The organism is Xanthomonas rydalmerensis, assembly GCF_033170385.1.
GTDB classification, from domain to species: domain Bacteria; phylum Pseudomonadota; class Gammaproteobacteria; order Xanthomonadales; family Xanthomonadaceae; genus Xanthomonas_A; species Xanthomonas_A rydalmerensis.
Genome location: NZ_CP126170.1, coordinates 334,293 through 349,696, shown reverse-complemented (window position 1 = coordinate 349,696; position 15,404 = coordinate 334,293). Strand labels below are relative to the sequence as shown.

Sequence of the window (15,404 nt, the reverse complement as noted above, 5' to 3'; positions counted from 1 at the left end):
ACTTGTTTCAGGCTAGGCCGATAGGTTTTAAAATGCAACCACTACCGCCGAGCGCCTGCCTGGAACGCCGATGCCGTCCCGCCCTGCCATACCCGCTTCGCCCTGCCCGGTGGCGCGCAGCGCCGACCTGATCGGCGACCGCTGGTCGCTGCTGATCGTGCGCGATGCCTTCGATGGCGTGCGTCGCTTCGGCGACTTCCAGCGCAGCCTGGGCATGGCGCGCAACATCCTGGCCGACCGGCTGCGCAAGCTGGTCGAAGCCGGCATCCTGGAGACGCGCGAAGCGTCCGACGGCAGCGCCTACCGCGAGTACGCGCTGAGCGCCAAGGGCGAGGACCTGTTCGCGGTGGTGCTGGCGCTGCGGCAGTGGGGCGAACGGCATCTGTTCGACCACGGCGAGCGCCATTCGGCGTTGATCGACACGCGCAGCGGCAAGCCGGTCGCGCGCATGCAGCCGCGCGCCGCCGACGGGACGCGGCTGCGCCCGGCCGACACCGAAGTGCGTAAGGTGCGCTGAGCGGAGCGCTGCGCGCTCTAGGCGCCGCCCTCGGCGGCCTGCTCGGCCAGGATCGGCGCGGCCAGGGCGAAGGCATGGTTGGCCGCCGGCACACCGCAATAGATCGCCGCCTGCAGCAGCACTTCCTTGATCTCGTCGGCACTGACGCCGTTGTTGCGCGCCGCGCGCACGTGCAACTTGAACTCCTCGTCGTGGCCGCGCGCCACCATCATCGCCAGGGTCAGCAGCGAACGCGTGTGCCGCGGCAGGCCCTCCCGGGTCCACACCGTGCCCCAGGCGGTGCGGGTGATGAACTCCTGAAACTCCTCGGTGAACGGCGTGCGCGCGGCCAGCGAGCGGTCGACGTGGGCATCGCCGAGCACGGCGCGGCGTACCTGCAGGCCGGCGGCGTAGCGTTCGTTCTCGTCCATCGGGTCGACTCCTGAAACGTGGGGAAAGGCAGGCGCGCTCTACTGCAGCAGGAAGCGCAGCAGCGCGTCGTTGAAGGCGTGCGGCGACTCCACGTTGCACAGGTGGCGGCCATGCACTTCGGCGTACTCGCCCTGCGCCACCTGTGCGGCGATGGCCTGCAACTCGGCAGGCGGACACACCGGATCGTCATGCCCGGCCACGGCCAGCACCGGCACGCGGATCTCGCCCAGGCGCTCGCGGAAGTCGGCCTCGGCCAGCGCCTGGCAGCAGCCGATGTAGGCCTGCGCGTCGGTGGCGCGGAAGCTGTCCAGGATCGCCTCGACGGTGGCCGGCTGCGCCTCGGCGAAGGCCGGGGTGAACCAGCGCGTGCGCGTGCCCTCGCACAGCGGCGCCAGTCCCTCGGCGCGGACCTGGTCGATGCGCGCCTGCCAGCTCTCGGCGCTGCCGATCCTGGCCGCGGTGGCGCACAGGGTCAGGCTGAGCAGGCGCTCGCCGGCGTGCAGGCCCAGCCACTGCCCGGTCAGCCCGCCGATCGACAGGCCGCAGAAATGGCTGCGTTCGATCGACAGCGCATCCCAGAGCGCCAGCACGTCGCCGCCGAGATCGGCCATGGCGTACGGCGCCGGCGCGGCGGTGGAGGCGCCGTGGCCGCGACGGTCGTAGCGCAGCACGCGGAAATGCTGGGCCAGCGCCGCGATCTGCGCGTCCCACATGTGCAGGTCGGTGCCGAGCGAATTGCAAAGGGTCAGCCACGGACGGCCTTCGCTGCCGTCGATGCGGTAATGCAGACGATGCGTGGGCAGGTCGAGGATCGGCATGGTCGGCGCTCGCTTGGAAGATGGATTGGGCCGCCACGGCATGGAACCGCGCGGCACCGGCAAGTCTAGAACGTGTCGCCGACGCTGCGGCAGACAGGCACGGCGCGGCGGCTCACGCGCGCGCCTGCGCGGCGAGCACGCGCTCGATCCACACCGTGGCCATGCCGCGCCAGCTGTCGCTGGCGAACAGCGCATCCAGATCCGCCGGTGTCAGCACCGCACTCACCTGCGGCTCCTCGGCCAGCACCGCGCGCAGGTGCTGCCGCGTGGCCAGCGCGCGGCGCACCGCCGATTCCACCAGCGCGTGCGCGGCGGCCTTGCCCAGGTGCGCGGCCAGGGTCACCGCCACCGCCTCGGCGTAGAGCAGGCCGCCGTGGCTGTCCAGATGCGCGGCCATGCGCGCGCGGTCCAGTTCCAGGCCCTCGATCAGCACGCGCACCTGGGCCAGGCTGCCGGCGCTCAAGCGGACCAACTCCGGCAGGGTTTCCCATTCGGCGTGCCAGCCGCCGACCGCGCGCTCGTGTTCCTGCGGCAGCGCAGCGAACAAGATCGCCAGCAGGCCGGGCGCGCGCGTGGCCGCGGCGATGGCGACCACGCAGCCGACCGGATTGCGCTTGTGCGGCATCGCCGAGGAACCGCCCTTGCCTGCCGCGGCCGGTTCGAACGCCTCGGCCACTTCCGACTGCATCAGCAGGGCAACGTCGCGGCCGATCTTGCCCAGGCTGCCGGCCAGCAACGCGAACGCCGCGCCGATCTCGCCGATGCGGTCGCGCGCCGCGTGCCAGGGCAGCGCCGGCAACGGCAGGCGCAGTTCCGCGGCCAGGGCCTCGGCCACGGCCAGGCCCTGCGACTGCAGCGCGGCCAGGGTGCCGGCGGCGCCGCCGAACTGCAGCACCAACGCATCCTCGCGCAGCGCGCGCAGGCGCCGGCGGCTGCGCTGCAGCGCGTCCAGCCAGCCTGCCGCCTTCAGTCCGAAGGTCACCGGCACCGCCTGCTGCAACAGGGTGCGCCCGGGCAGGCCGGTGTCGCGCTCGCGCTGCGCCAGTGCTGCCAGCGCCGCGCACAGCGCCTCCAGTTGCGCCTCCACGCGGTCGAGCGCGGCGCGCAACTGCAGCACCGCGCCGCTGTCGATGATGTCCTGGCTGGTCGCGCCCCAGTGCACCCAACGCGCGGCGTCTTCATCGGCGGCGGCGACCTGCGCGGTGAGCGCCTTGACCAGGGGGATCGCCGGATTGCCGGCCAGCGCGGTGGCGGCGGCGAGCGCCGCCAGGTCGTAGCGCGCGGCATCGCAGGCGGCGGCGATCGGTGCCACCGCGCTGGCCGGGATCACCCCGCAACGCGCCTGCGCGCGCGCCAGCGCCGCTTCCACGTCGAGCATGGCCTGCAGGCGGGCGCGATCGTCGAAGGCCGCATCGACGATCGGATCGCCGAACAATGGACGCAACAGGGACTCGGACACGCTCATCGGTTCGTACGCGGTGGAGAGGTCAAGCAGGGTAACCGCTGCGGCCTGTGCAACATGTCTGTCGCGCTCAATAGCGGAAGAACACGGTCTCGTGCTCGCCCTGCATGCGCACGTCCCACTGGTAGCGGTGCGCCGCCAGCGGTTGCGCGACCAGGGTGGCGCGGCGCTCGGCCGGCACCTGCGCCAGGATCGCGTCGCCGTCCAGGTCGTCGTCGCCGAAGTACAGCCGCGTCGGCGCGGCGCGCAGCAGGCCGCGCATGAACACCAGCACCACCAGGTGCGGCGCCTGCAGGCCCCTGGGCCCGGCGACACGGCCGGGCTTGACCGTGCGGAAGGCGAAACGGCCCTGCGCGTCGGTCGGCACCCGGCCCCAGCCGTGGAAGGCCGGATCGTGCTCGCCGCGGCGCGGATCGGCGGCATGGTCGTAGATGCCGGCGGCATCGGCCTGCCAGATCTCCAGCAGCGCATCGCCGACCGGCGCACCGTTGCCGTCGAACACGCTGCCGGCGATTTCCACGTGAGTGCCCTGCGCCTGCGCCGGCGCGATCTCGGTGCGGTACAGCGGCTCCAGCCCGATACGGTAGTAGGGGCCGACCGTCTGCGAAGGGGTTGCCTGGAAACTCATCGCCTCACTCCCAAGGGGTCTGCTTGCGTCCGCGCAGGACGATGTCGAACCGGTAGCCCAGCGCGAACTCGTTGGCGGTGTTCTCCCAGTCGAACGCGGAGACCATGCGCTCGCGTGCCTTGGGATCCTCCACGCAGTTGAAGATCGGGTCGAACGCCAGCAACGGATCGCCGGGGAAATACATCTGCGTGACCAGGCGCTGGCCGATGCCGTCGCCGTGCAGCGAGAAGTGGATGTGCGCCGGGCGCCAGGCGTTGTAGTGGTTGCGCCACGGATACGCGCCCGGCTTGATGGTGGTGAAGCGGTAGCGGCCGTGGTCGTCGGTCAGCACCTGGCCGGTGCCGGTGAAGTTGGGATCCAGCGGCGCGTCGTGCTGGTCGCCGGCATGCAGGTAGCGGCCGGCGGCGTTGCACTGCCACACCTCGACCACGCTGTTGCGCACCGGCTTGCCGTTCTCGTCGAGCAGGCGCCCGCTGACGATGATGCGCTCGCCCAACGGCGCGCCGGGGAAGCCGGCGGTGAGATCGGCCGCATGGTCGCCCAGGGTGGTGCGGTCCAGGGTCGGGCCGGTGGCCTCGGACAGGGTCAGCGGAATCGCGATCGGATCGCGGATCGGGCCGCGCGCGCCGGTGGAGGCGTAGGGCGGATGCAGATAGGCCGGTTGCGTGCCCGGGTACGGGCGGCGATAGCCGAGCAGGGGATCGATGGGGGTGTCGTCGTGCATCGTGCGGTCTCGCTGGCTCCGTGCGGAGCCGGTTGGCTGGAAGAATGATGCCGGCGTGCGGGGCGCAGCGTCGATGGGCGAGCGGCTACAGCCGCTCGATCGCCAGCGCCACGCCCTGGCCGACGCCCACGCACATGGTCGCAAGCCCGCGGCGGCCGCCGCTGGCCTCGAGCTGGCGCAGCAGGGTCAGGGTGAGGCGCGCGCCGCTCATGCCCAGCGGATGGCCGAGCGCGATCGCGCCGCCGTTGGCGTTGACATGGGCGGCATCGTCGGCGACGCCGAGTTCGCGCAGGCACGCCAGGCCCTGCGCGGCGAAGGCTTCGTTGAGTTCGATCGCGTCGAAGTCGCCAATGGACAACCCCAGCCGCGCCAGCAGCTTGCGCGTGGCCGGCACCGGGCCGATGCCCATGTACGCTGGCTCCACGCCGGCACTGGCGAAGCCCAGCACGCGTGCGCGCGGGGTCAGGCCCAGCGCCTGCACCTGTGCGGCGCTGGCCAGCAGCAGCGCGGCCGCGCCGTCGTTGATGCCCGAGGCGTTGCCGGCGGTGACCGTGCCAGGCTGGCGGAAGATCGGCTTGAGCCTGGCCAGCGCCTCGGGCGTGGTATCGGCGCGCGGATGCTCGTCGACGCTGACCGCGATGGTCTCGCCGCGCTTCCTGCCCGGCGCGGTCACCGGCGTGATCTCGCCGTCGAAGAAACCGGCCGCCTGCGCGGCGGCGGTGCGCTGCTGGCTGCGCAGCGCGAAGGCGTCCTGGTCCTCGCGCGAGATGCCGTGGCGCGCGGCCACGTTCTCGGCGGTCTCGCCCATCAGGTCCACGCCATAGAGCTGCTGCATCTTCGGATTGACGAAGCGCCAGCCCATGGTGGTGTCCTCGAGCTGCTGGTTGCGGGCGAAGGCGCTCTCCGCCTTGCCCATCACCCACGGCGCGCGCGACATCGACTCCACGCCGCCGGCGATGGCCAGGCCGAGCTCGCCGGCGCGCAGCGCGCGCGCCACCGTGCCGACCGCATCCAGGCCCGACCCGCACAGGCGATTGAGCGTGCTGCCCGGCACGCTGCTCGGCAGGCCGGCCAGCAACAGGCTCATGCGCGCGACGTTGCGGTTGTCCTCGCCGGCCTGGTTGGCGCAACCCAGGTAGACGTCGTCGATCTGCGCCGGATCCAGCTGCGGATGCCGCGCCAGCAGCGCTTGCAGCGGCACCGCACCGAGATCGTCCGCACGCACCCCGGCGAGGGCGCCGCCGTAGCGGCCGATCGGCGTGCGGATGCCGTCGATGATGTAGGCCTCGTTCATGCCGCCTCCGTGGAATCGGCCAGGGTCAGCGCCAGCCCGGTGGCCTGGCGCAGGTCGTCCAGGCTCACGCCCTCGACCAGTTCGAGCACGCGCGCGCCGTCCGGCCCGAGCGCGAACACGCCCAGGTCGGTATACACCCGCGACACGCAGCGCAGCCCGGTCAGCGGATAGCTGCACGCGCTCACCAGCTTGGGCTCGCCGCGCTTGGTCAGCAGTTCCATCATCACGTAGACCTGCTTGGCGCCGATCGCCAGATCCATCGCGCCGCCGACCGCGGGGATGGCATCGGCCGCACCGGTGCTCCAGTTGGCCAGGTCGCCATGCACCGACACCTGGAACGCGCCGAGCACGCACACGTCCAGGCGCCCGCTGCGCATCATCGCGAACGAGTCGGCGTGGTGGAAATAGCAACCGCCGGTCAGCAATGTCACCGGCTGCTTGCCGGCGTTGATCAGGTCCGGGTCCTCCTGCCCCGGCGGCGGCGCCGGGCCCATGCCGAGCAGGCCGTTCTCGCTGTGCAGGAAGATCTCCTTGTCCGCCGGCAGGAAGTTGGCCACCGCGGTCGGCAGGCCGATGCCCAGGTTGACGTAGGCGCCCTCGGGGATGTCGCGCGCCACGCGCGCGGCCAGGGCGTTGCGGTCGATGCCGCGGCTGGTCAGTGCGTGCATGCGCCCTCCTGTGCGGTGGCCACCGCCACCACGCGTTGCACGAAGATGCCCGGGGTCACCACCGCTTCCGGGTCCAGCGCGCCGAGTTCCACCACCTGCTCCACCTGCACGATGGCGCAGGTCGCGGCCATCGCCATCAGCGGGCCGAAGTTGCGCGCGGTCTTGCGGTACACCAGGTTGCCCCAGCGGTCGCCGTGGTGCGCCTTGATCAGCGCGAAATCGGCGCGGATCGGATACTCCAGCACGTAGTGGCGGCCGTCGATCTCGCGGGTCTCCTTGCCGGCGGCCAGCTCGGTGCCGTAGCCGGTGGGGGTGAAGATCGCGCCCAGGCCGTTGCCGGCGGCGTGGATGCGCGCGGCCAGGTTGCCCTGCGGCACCAGTTCCAGTTCCAGCTCGCCGGCGCGGTAGGCCGCGTCGAAGTGCTGCGAGTCGCTCTGTCGCGGGAACGAGCACACGATCTTGCGCACGCGCTTGTGCTTGATCAGCGCGGCCAACCCGGTCTCGCCGTTGCCGGCGTTGTTGTTGACGATGGTCAGCTCGCGTGCGCCCTGCGCGATCAGCGCATCGATCAGTGCATCGGGCATGCCCGCGGTGCCGAAGCCGCCGATCATCACCGTGGCGCCATCGTGGATGTCGGCCACCGCGTCGGCGCACGAAGCCAGGGTCTTGTCGATCATCGGCGCCGCTCCGCCGTCGCCGGCCGGGGGCGCAGCGCACGGCGGCGCAGGCGCATTACGGGGTCTGCCACGACATCCTCCTCCAGGTCGCTCCGGGACGCCACGTTAGGCCGGCACTGACGGGCGGTCAATCCGATTATCGGATGCATAGTTCGATAAACGAACAATTTAACGACGTGGCAACGGCGCGCCTGCCCCGCCCTGTTGTATACATTCTTCCATCGCCGAGCATCGGCGATGGCGCGATGGCCTCAGTACGCGGTTGTGCGCCGCAACACGCAAGGATCATCCCCCAGCCTGTTGTATACACAATCGAGGTCGCCGCCATGCAGTCGTCCGCTCCGGCATTTCCGCTCAATGCCTGGTATGCCATCGCCTGGGATCACGAGGTCAAGCACGCGCTGCTGCCGCGCAAGGTGTGCAATCTGGACATCGTGCTGTACCGCACCAGCAACGGCCGCGTGGCCGCGCTCGAGGACGCCTGCTGGCACCGCCTGGTGCCGCTGTCGATGGGCCGGCTGCGCGGCGACGATGTGGTCTGCGGCTACCACGGCCTGGTCTACGACGCGAACGGGCGCTGCGTGCACATGCCCTCGCAGGACACGATCAATCCTTCCGCCTGCGTGCGCCGCTTCCCTACCGTGGAGCGGCACCGCTACGTCTGGGTGTGGCCCGGCGACGCGGCGTTGGCCGATCCGGCGCTGGTGCCGGACCTGCACTGGAACGACGACCCGGCCTGGGCCGGCGACGGCCGCACCATCCACGTCAAGTGCGACTACCGGCTGGTGCTGGACAACCTGATGGACCTGACCCACGAGACCTTCGTGCACGGCTCCAGCATCGGCCAGGACGAGGTCGCCGAGGCGCCGTTCGACGTGGTCCACGGCGAACGCAGCACGGTGGTCTCGCGCTGGATGCTGGACATCGACCCGCCGCCGTTCTGGGCCTGGCAGATCGAACACGCGCACGGCTACCGCGGCAAGGTCGACCGCTGGCAGATCATCCGCTTCGAAGCGCCCTGCACCATCGCCATCGACGTCGGCGTGGCGGTGGCCGGCAGCGGCGCGCCGCAGGGCGACCGCTCGCGCGGGGTCAACGGCTACGTGCTCAACACCATCACCCCGGAAACCGATCGCACCTGCCACTACTTCTGGGCGTTCGCGCGCAATCACTCGTTGCACGAGCAGTCGATCACCACGCGCCTGCGCGATGGCGTCAGCGGCGTGTTCGGCGAGGACGAACTGATCCTAGAAGCGCAGCAGCGCGCCATCGATGCGCATCCGGACCATGTGTTCTACAACCTCAACGTCGATGCCGGCGGCATGTGGGCGCGGCGCCTGATCGAGCGCATGATCGCCGCCGAGCAGCGCAGCCAGGACCTGCAGCTGCGCATGGTCGGCTGAACCCGCCGCACACACAGGAGCCCGCCATGCCGACCGCACATCCGTTCCGCTCCAGCGCTGCACAGACCACCCGCGCACTGCTGGAACTGCGCGAGTTGATCCTGGCCGGCGAGCTTGCCGCCGGCGAGCGCCTGTCCGAGGTCGCGCTGGTGGAACGCCTCGGTGCATCGCGTACGCCGGTGCGCGCCGCCCTGCAGCGGCTGGCCGAAGAAGGCCTGGTGCAGCCGCTGCGTGGCGGCGGCTATGCGGTGCAGGCCTTCGACGAGGCGGATGTGGACGACGCCATCGAACTGCGCGGCACCCTGGAGGGTCTGGCCGCGCGCCGTGCCGCCGAGCGCGGTGCCGAGCCGGCTTTGCTGGCGCAGGCGCAGGCGCTGCTGGCCCAGATCGACGCCGTCCTGACGACGCGACCGCTGAGCGAGGATGACTTCGCACGCTATGTCGGCTGCAACGCGCAGTTGCACGCGCTGCTGTTCGAGATGGCCGGCAGTGCGCTGCTCTCGCGCGAGTTCGCGCGGGTCGCGCAGCTGCCGTTCGCCTCGCCCAGCAGCTTCGTGCTCGAGCGTGGCCAGGCTGCCACCGTGCTGTCGATCGCGCAGGACCAGCACCGCCAGGTGCTGGACGCGATCGTGCGCCGCGAAGGCGCGCGCGCCGAAGCGTTGATGCGCGAACACGCGCGGCTGGCGCAGCGCAACGCCCACCACGCCCTGCACGACCAGAACGCGCTGGGACAGATTCCCGGCAGTCGCCTGCTGCGGCGCCGCTCGCCCGCCTGATCGCGGCGCACGCCGTACCCGCTTCTCCTTTCCACGCCTGCCGGACCCCGCCATGCGCAAAGACACCCAGTGGACCACCGCCCGCGTCGTCGCCGTCGCCACGCCATGCCAGGACGTGCGCGAGATCGTGCTCGATCCGGGCCGCGCCAGCCGCCCGTTCAGCGTCGGCAGCCACCTCGACGTGCGCGTGCGCATCGGCGAGGCCTGGCACGAGCGCTCCTACTCGCTGGTCGGCGAACCTGCCGCCGATGGTCACTATCGCATCGCGGTGCGCGCCGTGCCCGACAGCCGCGGCGGCTCACGCGCGATGTGGACGCTGGCGCCTGGCGACCAACTGGACATTTCCTCGCCCAACAACCACTTCGCGCTGGACGAGACCGCCGAGCACATCGTGCTGGTCGCCGGCGGCATCGGCATCACCCCGATCCTGGGCATGGCGCAACGGCTGGCGCGCGGGCGCATCCCGTTCCAGCTGCTCTATGCCGGCCGCAGCCGCGCCAGCATGGCCTACCTGGAGCACCTGCAGGACCTGCTCGGCGAGCGCTTGCAGCTGTTCTGTCCTGAGCATCTGGGTCAGCTCGAGCTGGCCGCGCAGATCGCGCAGTGGCCACGCAACGCCGACGTCTACGCCTGCGGCCCGCTGCCGCTGCTGGACGAACTGCGACAACGCTGGCGCGACGACGGCCGCGCCCGCGCGCGTCTGCATTTCGAGACGTTCGGCAACAGCGGCAACGCACCGGCGCAGCCGTTCGTGGTGCAGGTGCCGGCACTGGGCAAGACCGTGCAGGTCGCCGAGAACGAATCGCTGCTGGATGCGCTGAGCGCGGCCGGCGTGGAAGTCATGGCCGATTGCCGCCGCGGCGAATGCGGCCTGTGCGTGGTCGAGGTGTTGGAAGCCGCCGCGCCGCTGGACCATCGCGACGTGTTCCTCAGCGACGAGCAACGCCACAGCAACCGCAAGCTGTGCGCCTGCGTCTCGCGCGCGCTCGGCGGCAGCCTCAGCATCGATACCGGCTACCGCGCCGACGCGTTCTGACTCGCACGTGCGGCGTCATCCGCACGTACCGCAGGCGCCGTCCACAGCAGTGGGCGGCGCCTGCGGGTCTTCATCATCCGTGCGGCGTCACTTGGTCGCCGCGTCCCAGTGCTCCTGGATCTTGCCGTTCTGGATGCGGAACATGTCGAACCAGGTGGTGGTGTAGGTCTTGCTGGCGTCCTTGGGATCGGGCAGCGTGCGCACCGACACCAGGGTCACGTAGTCGCCTTCGGCCAGGATCGCCACCAGCGGCAACTGCACCCGCGGCTGGATCGGCGTCGGCTTGACGAACGACGTCAGGAACGCCAGGAACGCATCGCGGCCGTTGGCCACGGTCGGATTGTGCTGGATGTAGTCCTTGGCCATGTACATCGGCGCATATTCGGTGTGCCCGGCTTCGAACACGATGCGCCAGAAGTCGTAGACCAGGCGCTTGTTGACGGTGGTGCGCCAGTCTTCGCCATGCAGCAACTGTTCGTGGTTGGGATTGGCGGTGACCGCAGTCTGCGCGAACGCGGACGCGACCGGGAGCGCAAGCAGCAGCGCCAGCAGACAGGCCTGAAAGCGGATCTTCATGGAAGACTCTCCGATGGGGGAACAGGGGAATGCGCAATGACGCTGCGCTGCCGCGATGCGCGGCAACGTTGGCACCGGCGCGACTGCAGCGTAGCAATGCGCAGTGGCTGCGCGACGCGGGAAATTACGAAAAACGCGCGGATTTAGCGGCTTTTTTCCTGGTCTGGGAGAACCGCCACAGTTACCTCGACATCAGAAATGGCGCGGTAGTACGCACCCAAATGTTCGTATGCAGTGCATGGCGCAGCAACGTGCTGGCGGTCTACGCCGTCGTCGATCCGCCCGTTTGATCGCCGTCATCGATCGCGGTGATAGACAACGTTTCTATCGAGAGTGGGTATTCGAGATTCGGGATTTGAAGAAAGCGAAGACGGGCACGATCGACATGCGCAGACTGACTGGGACGCGGCTCGACGAATCCCCAATCCCGACTCCCCAATCCCCGCTCTTAAAGCGCCAACGGCAATCCCGCGTAATTCTCGGCGATGGTGGCGCGGCCGGCAGCGCTGCCGAGCAGGTAGTCCAGTTCTGCGTCGTGCAGGCGGCGGCTGAACGCGTCCTCGTCCGGGAAGCGATGCAGCATCGTGGTCATCCACCAGGAGAAGCGCTCGGCCTTCCACACACGCTGCAGCGCCAGCTCCGAATAGCGCTGCAGCGGCGTCTCGCTGCGCTCCTGCTGCGCCTGCGCGAACAGGTGCGCGAGCAGGCCGACGTCGCCGGCGGCCAGGTTCAGGCCCTTGGCCCCGGTCGGCGGCACGATGTGCGCGGCATCGCCGGCCAGGAACAGGCGGCCGTACTGCATGGGTTCGGCGACATAGCTGCGCAGCGGCGCGATGCTCTTCTCCAGCGAGGGGCCGGTGACCAGCGCCTGCGCCACGTCGTCGGGCAGGCGGCTGCGCAGTTCGTCCCAGAAGCGATCGTCCGACCAGTCTTCCACCCGCTCGTCCGCCGGCACCTGCACGTAGTAACGGGTGCGGGTGGGCGAACGCATGCTGCACAGGGCGAAGCCGCGCGCGTTGCGCGCATAGATCAGCTCGTCGGCCACCGGCGGGGTGTCGGCCAGCACGCCCAACCAGCCGAACGGATAGACCCGCTCGTAGACGCGCAGCACCTCGGCCGGGATCGCACGGCGGCTGACCCCGTGGAAGCCGTCGCAGCCGACCACGTAGTCGCAGTCCAGGCGCTGCGTGACACCGTCCTGTACGAAGCTCAGCCAAGGCTGCCGCCCGTCGATGTCGTGCAGCTGCACATCCTCGACGGAATAGAGTGTGGTGGCGCCGGCCGCTTGGCGTGCGTCCATCAGGTCGCGGGTCACTTCGGTCTGGCCGTAGACGGTGACCGCACGGCCGCCAGTTGCCGCACTCAGTTCGATGCGTTCGCGGCGCTGCTCCAGCGCCAGTTCGAAGCCATGGTGGACGATGCCTTCGCGCTGCATGCGCGCGCCGGCACCGGCGGCGCACAACAAGTCGGCGGTGCCCTGCTCCAGCACACCGGCACGGATCCGCGACAGCACGTGCTCGGGCGTCTGCCGCTCAACGATGACGGTGTCGATGCCGTGGCCGTGCAGCAACTGCCCGAGCAGCAGTCCGGCCGGGCCGGCGCCGACGATGGCGACCTGGGTACGCATATGTCCTCCAGAGGATGGGACCGACCCACAGTGTTCCGGTTGCAGCGCACCGAGGACATGGATCATCGCGACCGATTCCGGTACTTTTCGCCGATGCCCCGCACTGCTTCCGCCGCTGCCGCGTCGCCCGTCACGGTCCCGGCCTTCCGCCTGTACGGCGAGACCGGCGACCGCGAGACACCGGACCTGTTGCACTGGGAATCCATCGCCGCGCGCAGCCGCCTGCACGACTGGCATATCCGTCCGCACCGCCACGACGACCTGCTGCAACTGCTGTATCTGCAGCGCGGCAGCGCCGGCCTGCACTTGGACGGAACGCAGCAGCGTCTGCGCGGCCCGTGTCTGCTGCTGTTGCCGCCGCTGTGCGTGCACGGCTTCCGCTTCCAGCGCAACGTGCGCGGCCACATCGTGACCGTGTCGGCACCGCTGCGGCAGCGCCTGTCGGCGCAGTGGCCGAGTCTGGACGAAGCGCTGGCGCGGCCGCTATGCCTGCCCGCGGGCGACCAACAACCGATGCTCGATGCCTGCTTCGCCGCCATCGCCGCCGAACACGCGCAACGCCGCCCCGGCCGCGAGCCGATGCTGCAGGCGCTGGCGACCCAGGCCTTGCTATGGGCTGCACGCGGCGCACTGGCACATGTCCATGCCGATCCGCACGATGCCGACCGCGGCGCGCGCCATGTGCGCGCCTACACCGCGCTGATCGACGCGCATTACCGTGAACACTGGCCGCTGGCCCGCTATGCCGACCGGCTCGGACTGAGCCGCAGCCATCTCAACGCGCTGTGCCGGCGCCTGGCCGGCGCCTCGGCGCTGGAACTGCTGCAGCGGCGGATCATGCTCGAAGCACGGCGCAGCCTGGTCTACACCACCTTGACCGTGCAGCAGCTCGCGGAAGTCCTGGGCTATGCGGATGCGGCGTATTTCAGCCGCTGCTTTCGCCGGCATGCGGGGTGTTCGCCGATCCAGTTCCGGCAGCGGGCGCAGGGGTGAGCGCGTGGGGGTCGTCGGGACGGCCCGGTCGCGGCTGAAGCCGCTCCTACAAGGATTTACAAGGATATTTCAGCGTCGTCCGGTGTAGGAGCGGCTTCAGCCGCGACGAACGCAGCGGCAATGGTGAATCGCCGCCGAGGCGTCGGGACTGAAGTCCCTCCCACACTGCAGTGCCGGTGCCACACCGACCGCGCAGGCCGCGTACGCCTCGACCTGCACACAACGGAGCAAACGCCGCTCCCTGCACTCACTACGTGCCACCGCATCACCGGGCGCCGATGCGACGCCCGGCGAATCAACACTCAGAACGGATACTGCGGCGCACTGTCCTGGATCGTCACCCACTGCCAGTGCGTGTACTGGCCCCAGTCGGCCGGGCCGCCCATGCTGGTGCCGTTGCCGGAGGCGCCGGTGCCGCCGAACGGGTTGGTCACCTCATCGGCCACGGTCTGGTCGTTGATGTGCAGCAGACCGGTATGCAGGCGCTCGCCCAGCGCCATCGCGCGGCCGACCGACGCCGAGAGGATGCCGGCCGACAGGCCGTATTCGGTCTGGTTGGCCAGTGCCACCGCCTCGTCGTCGCTGTCGAAGGCAATGACATTGGCGACCGGGCCGAACACTTCCTCCTCGAACGCCGGCATGCCCGGCTGCACGTTCGACAGCACCGTGGCGGCATAGAACAGGCCGTCGTGGGTACCCCCGGCCTCGATCACCGCGCCCGCCGCCACCGAGGCATCGACCACCTCCTTGACGTGCTGCAGCTGGCGCTGGTCGATGATCGGGCCGAGCGCCACGTGCGCGGTAGCCGGGTCGCCGACCGGCAGGTGCCGCGCCTTCTCGGCCAGGCGGCGGGTCAGTTCCGCGGCGATGCTGCGCTGGACCAGCACGCGGCCGGTGGCCATGCAGATCTGGCCCTGGTGGAAGTACGCGCCGAACGCGATCGCCGACACCGCCTTGTCCAGGTCGGCATCGTCGAGCACGATCAGCGAATTCTTGCCGCCCAGTTCCAGCGCGGTCTTCTTCAGGTGCTTGCCGGCCAGCTCGCCGATGCGGCGGCCGGCGGCGGTGGAACCGGTGAACGCGATCATCGGCACGCCTGGTGCCTCGACCAGCGCCTGGCCGGCGTCGGCGCCGCCCGGCAGCACATGCAGCAGCCCCTTCGGCAGGCCCGCTTGCTGCAGCACTTCGGCAATGACGAAGCCGCCGGCATACGGCGTGCGCGGATCGGGCTTGAGCACCACCGCATTGCCCACCGCCAGCGCCGGCGCCACCGAGCGCAGCGACAGCACCAGCGGGAAATTGAACGGCGAGATCACCCCGACCACGCCCAGCGGCAGGCGCCGCGCCAGGCTCAGCCGGCCCGGCGCGCTCGGCAGCACCTGGCCCTGCGCCTGCAGCGGCATCGCCGCGGCCTGCTGCAGCAGCACGATGGCCTCGCGTACCTCGTGCTCGCCCTTGGGCAGGATGCCGCCGGTCTCGCGGGCGATCAGCGCCGCGGCCGCCGCCGCATGCTGCTGCAATACCTGCGCGGCGCGATGGAACACGGCCGCGCGCTCGCGCGGCGGCGTGGCCGCCCAGGCGCGTTGCGCCTCGCGTGCCTGCGCCACCGCCGCGGTCACGTCGGCGGCATTGGCCTGGCCGACGCGGTGCAGCGGCTTGCCGCTGCCCGGTTCGATCACCTCGAGGACGCCGCCCTGGGCGGCGACCCACTCGCCGTTGAAGATGCGCTCGCTCCAGGTGGAGGCGGCGGCCAGGGGTTCGGTGCTGTGCATGCTGTGTGCTCTCGTGGAAAGA

The 15,404-nt window shown here is 70.4% G+C and carries 17 protein-coding genes; 6 read left to right on the top strand and 11 right to left on the bottom strand.

Annotated elements, in window-relative coordinates:
* Nucleotides 1-70 precede the first annotated feature (70 nt).
* A complete protein-coding gene (locus tag QN245_RS01495) occupies nt 71-517 on the top strand; it encodes a winged helix-turn-helix transcriptional regulator (RefSeq protein WP_160964534.1) in 447 nt (148 codons plus the stop codon).
* Between the two features lie 17 nt (nt 518-534).
* Here QN245_RS01495 and pcaC read toward each other — a convergent pair whose 3' ends face one another.
* The 8 genes from pcaC to QN245_RS01455 form a co-directional block, all read right to left on the bottom strand.
* Nucleotides 535-927 carry a 4-carboxymuconolactone decarboxylase gene (gene pcaC, locus QN245_RS01490; protein ID WP_152235697.1) on the bottom strand — a complete coding sequence of 131 codons (393 nt, stop codon included), beginning with the start codon at nt 925-927 and terminating at the stop codon, nt 535-537.
* 39 nt (nt 928-966) lie between these two features.
* Nucleotides 967-1,746, bottom strand: coding sequence for a 3-oxoadipate enol-lactonase (gene pcaD / locus QN245_RS01485; protein ID WP_160964536.1), 780 nt, complete (start codon nt 1,744-1,746; stop codon nt 967-969).
* A 112-nt stretch (nt 1,747-1,858) separates the two neighbouring features.
* Nucleotides 1,859-3,211, bottom strand: a complete 1,353-nt coding sequence (locus QN245_RS01480; protein ID WP_317844367.1) for a 3-carboxy-cis,cis-muconate cycloisomerase — start codon at nt 3,209-3,211, stop codon at nt 1,859-1,861.
* Nucleotides 3,212-3,278: 67 nt separating this feature from the next.
* The gene (gene pcaG, locus QN245_RS01475; protein WP_317844366.1) at nt 3,279-3,836 is read right to left on the bottom strand and encodes a protocatechuate 3,4-dioxygenase subunit alpha; all 558 of its coding nucleotides are present in this window, start codon (nt 3,834-3,836) and stop codon (nt 3,279-3,281) included.
* A gap of 4 nt (nt 3,837-3,840) precedes the next feature.
* Nucleotides 3,841-4,560: a protocatechuate 3,4-dioxygenase subunit beta gene (gene pcaH / locus QN245_RS01470; protein WP_184449897.1), complete on the bottom strand. Its 720-nt coding sequence runs from the start codon at nt 4,558-4,560 to the stop codon at nt 3,841-3,843.
* Between the two features lie 85 nt (nt 4,561-4,645).
* On the bottom strand, nt 4,646-5,854 hold the full coding sequence (gene pcaF / locus QN245_RS01465; protein WP_184449895.1) for a 3-oxoadipyl-CoA thiolase: 1,209 nt from the start codon (nt 5,852-5,854) through the stop codon (nt 4,646-4,648).
* On the bottom strand, nt 5,851-6,522 hold the full coding sequence (locus tag QN245_RS01460) for a 3-oxoacid CoA-transferase subunit B (RefSeq protein WP_317844365.1): 672 nt from the start codon (nt 6,520-6,522) through the stop codon (nt 5,851-5,853). The genes pcaF and QN245_RS01460 overlap by 4 nt, the downstream gene beginning before the upstream one ends.
* Entirely contained in the window at nt 6,510-7,199 is a 690-nt protein-coding gene (locus tag QN245_RS01455) for a 3-oxoacid CoA-transferase subunit A (protein ID WP_017908144.1), read from the bottom strand. The genes QN245_RS01460 and QN245_RS01455 overlap by 13 nt, the downstream gene beginning before the upstream one ends.
* Nucleotides 7,200-7,525: 326 nt before the next feature.
* On the opposite strand from QN245_RS01455, the gene QN245_RS01450 reads away from it, so the two are divergent.
* The 3 genes from QN245_RS01450 to QN245_RS01440 are packed head-to-tail and all read left to right on the top strand — an operon-like array spanning nt 7,526 to nt 10,414.
* The gene (locus tag QN245_RS01450; RefSeq protein WP_184449891.1) at nt 7,526-8,602 is read left to right on the top strand and encodes an aromatic ring-hydroxylating dioxygenase subunit alpha; all 1,077 of its coding nucleotides are present in this window, start codon (nt 7,526-7,528) and stop codon (nt 8,600-8,602) included.
* Between the two features lie 26 nt (nt 8,603-8,628).
* Nucleotides 8,629-9,378, top strand: a complete 750-nt coding sequence (locus QN245_RS01445) for a GntR family transcriptional regulator (protein ID WP_317844364.1) — start codon at nt 8,629-8,631, stop codon at nt 9,376-9,378.
* A gap of 52 nt (nt 9,379-9,430) precedes the next feature.
* Entirely contained in the window at nt 9,431-10,414 is a 984-nt protein-coding gene (locus QN245_RS01440) for a PDR/VanB family oxidoreductase (protein WP_317844363.1), read from the top strand.
* Nucleotides 10,415-10,501: 87 nt separating this feature from the next.
* On the opposite strand, the gene QN245_RS01435 is transcribed toward QN245_RS01440, so the two are convergent.
* The gene (locus QN245_RS01435; RefSeq protein WP_317844362.1) at nt 10,502-10,990 is read right to left on the bottom strand and encodes a nuclear transport factor 2 family protein; all 489 of its coding nucleotides are present in this window, start codon (nt 10,988-10,990) and stop codon (nt 10,502-10,504) included.
* Between the two features lie 29 nt (nt 10,991-11,019).
* Here QN245_RS01435 and QN245_RS01430 point away from each other — a divergent pair, with 29 nt between their 5' ends.
* Nucleotides 11,020-11,280, top strand: coding sequence for a hypothetical protein (locus QN245_RS01430; protein ID WP_317844361.1), 261 nt, complete (start codon nt 11,020-11,022; stop codon nt 11,278-11,280).
* A 158-nt stretch (nt 11,281-11,438) separates the two neighbouring features.
* On the opposite strand, the gene pobA is transcribed toward QN245_RS01430, so the two are convergent.
* Nucleotides 11,439-12,617 carry a 4-hydroxybenzoate 3-monooxygenase gene (gene pobA, locus QN245_RS01425; protein ID WP_317844360.1) on the bottom strand — a complete coding sequence of 393 codons (1,179 nt, stop codon included), beginning with the start codon at nt 12,615-12,617 and terminating at the stop codon, nt 11,439-11,441.
* 93 nt (nt 12,618-12,710) lie between these two features.
* Here pobA and QN245_RS01420 point away from each other — a divergent pair, with 93 nt between their 5' ends.
* Nucleotides 12,711-13,610, top strand: a complete 900-nt coding sequence (locus QN245_RS01420) for a helix-turn-helix domain-containing protein (RefSeq protein WP_160964560.1) — start codon at nt 12,711-12,713, stop codon at nt 13,608-13,610.
* 302 nt (nt 13,611-13,912) lie between these two features.
* Here the strand turns inward: QN245_RS01420 and QN245_RS01415 are convergent, their stop codons facing one another.
* Nucleotides 13,913-15,382, bottom strand: coding sequence for a benzaldehyde dehydrogenase (locus QN245_RS01415; protein ID WP_184647461.1), 1,470 nt, complete (start codon nt 15,380-15,382; stop codon nt 13,913-13,915).
* Nucleotides 15,383-15,404 lie beyond the last annotated feature (22 nt).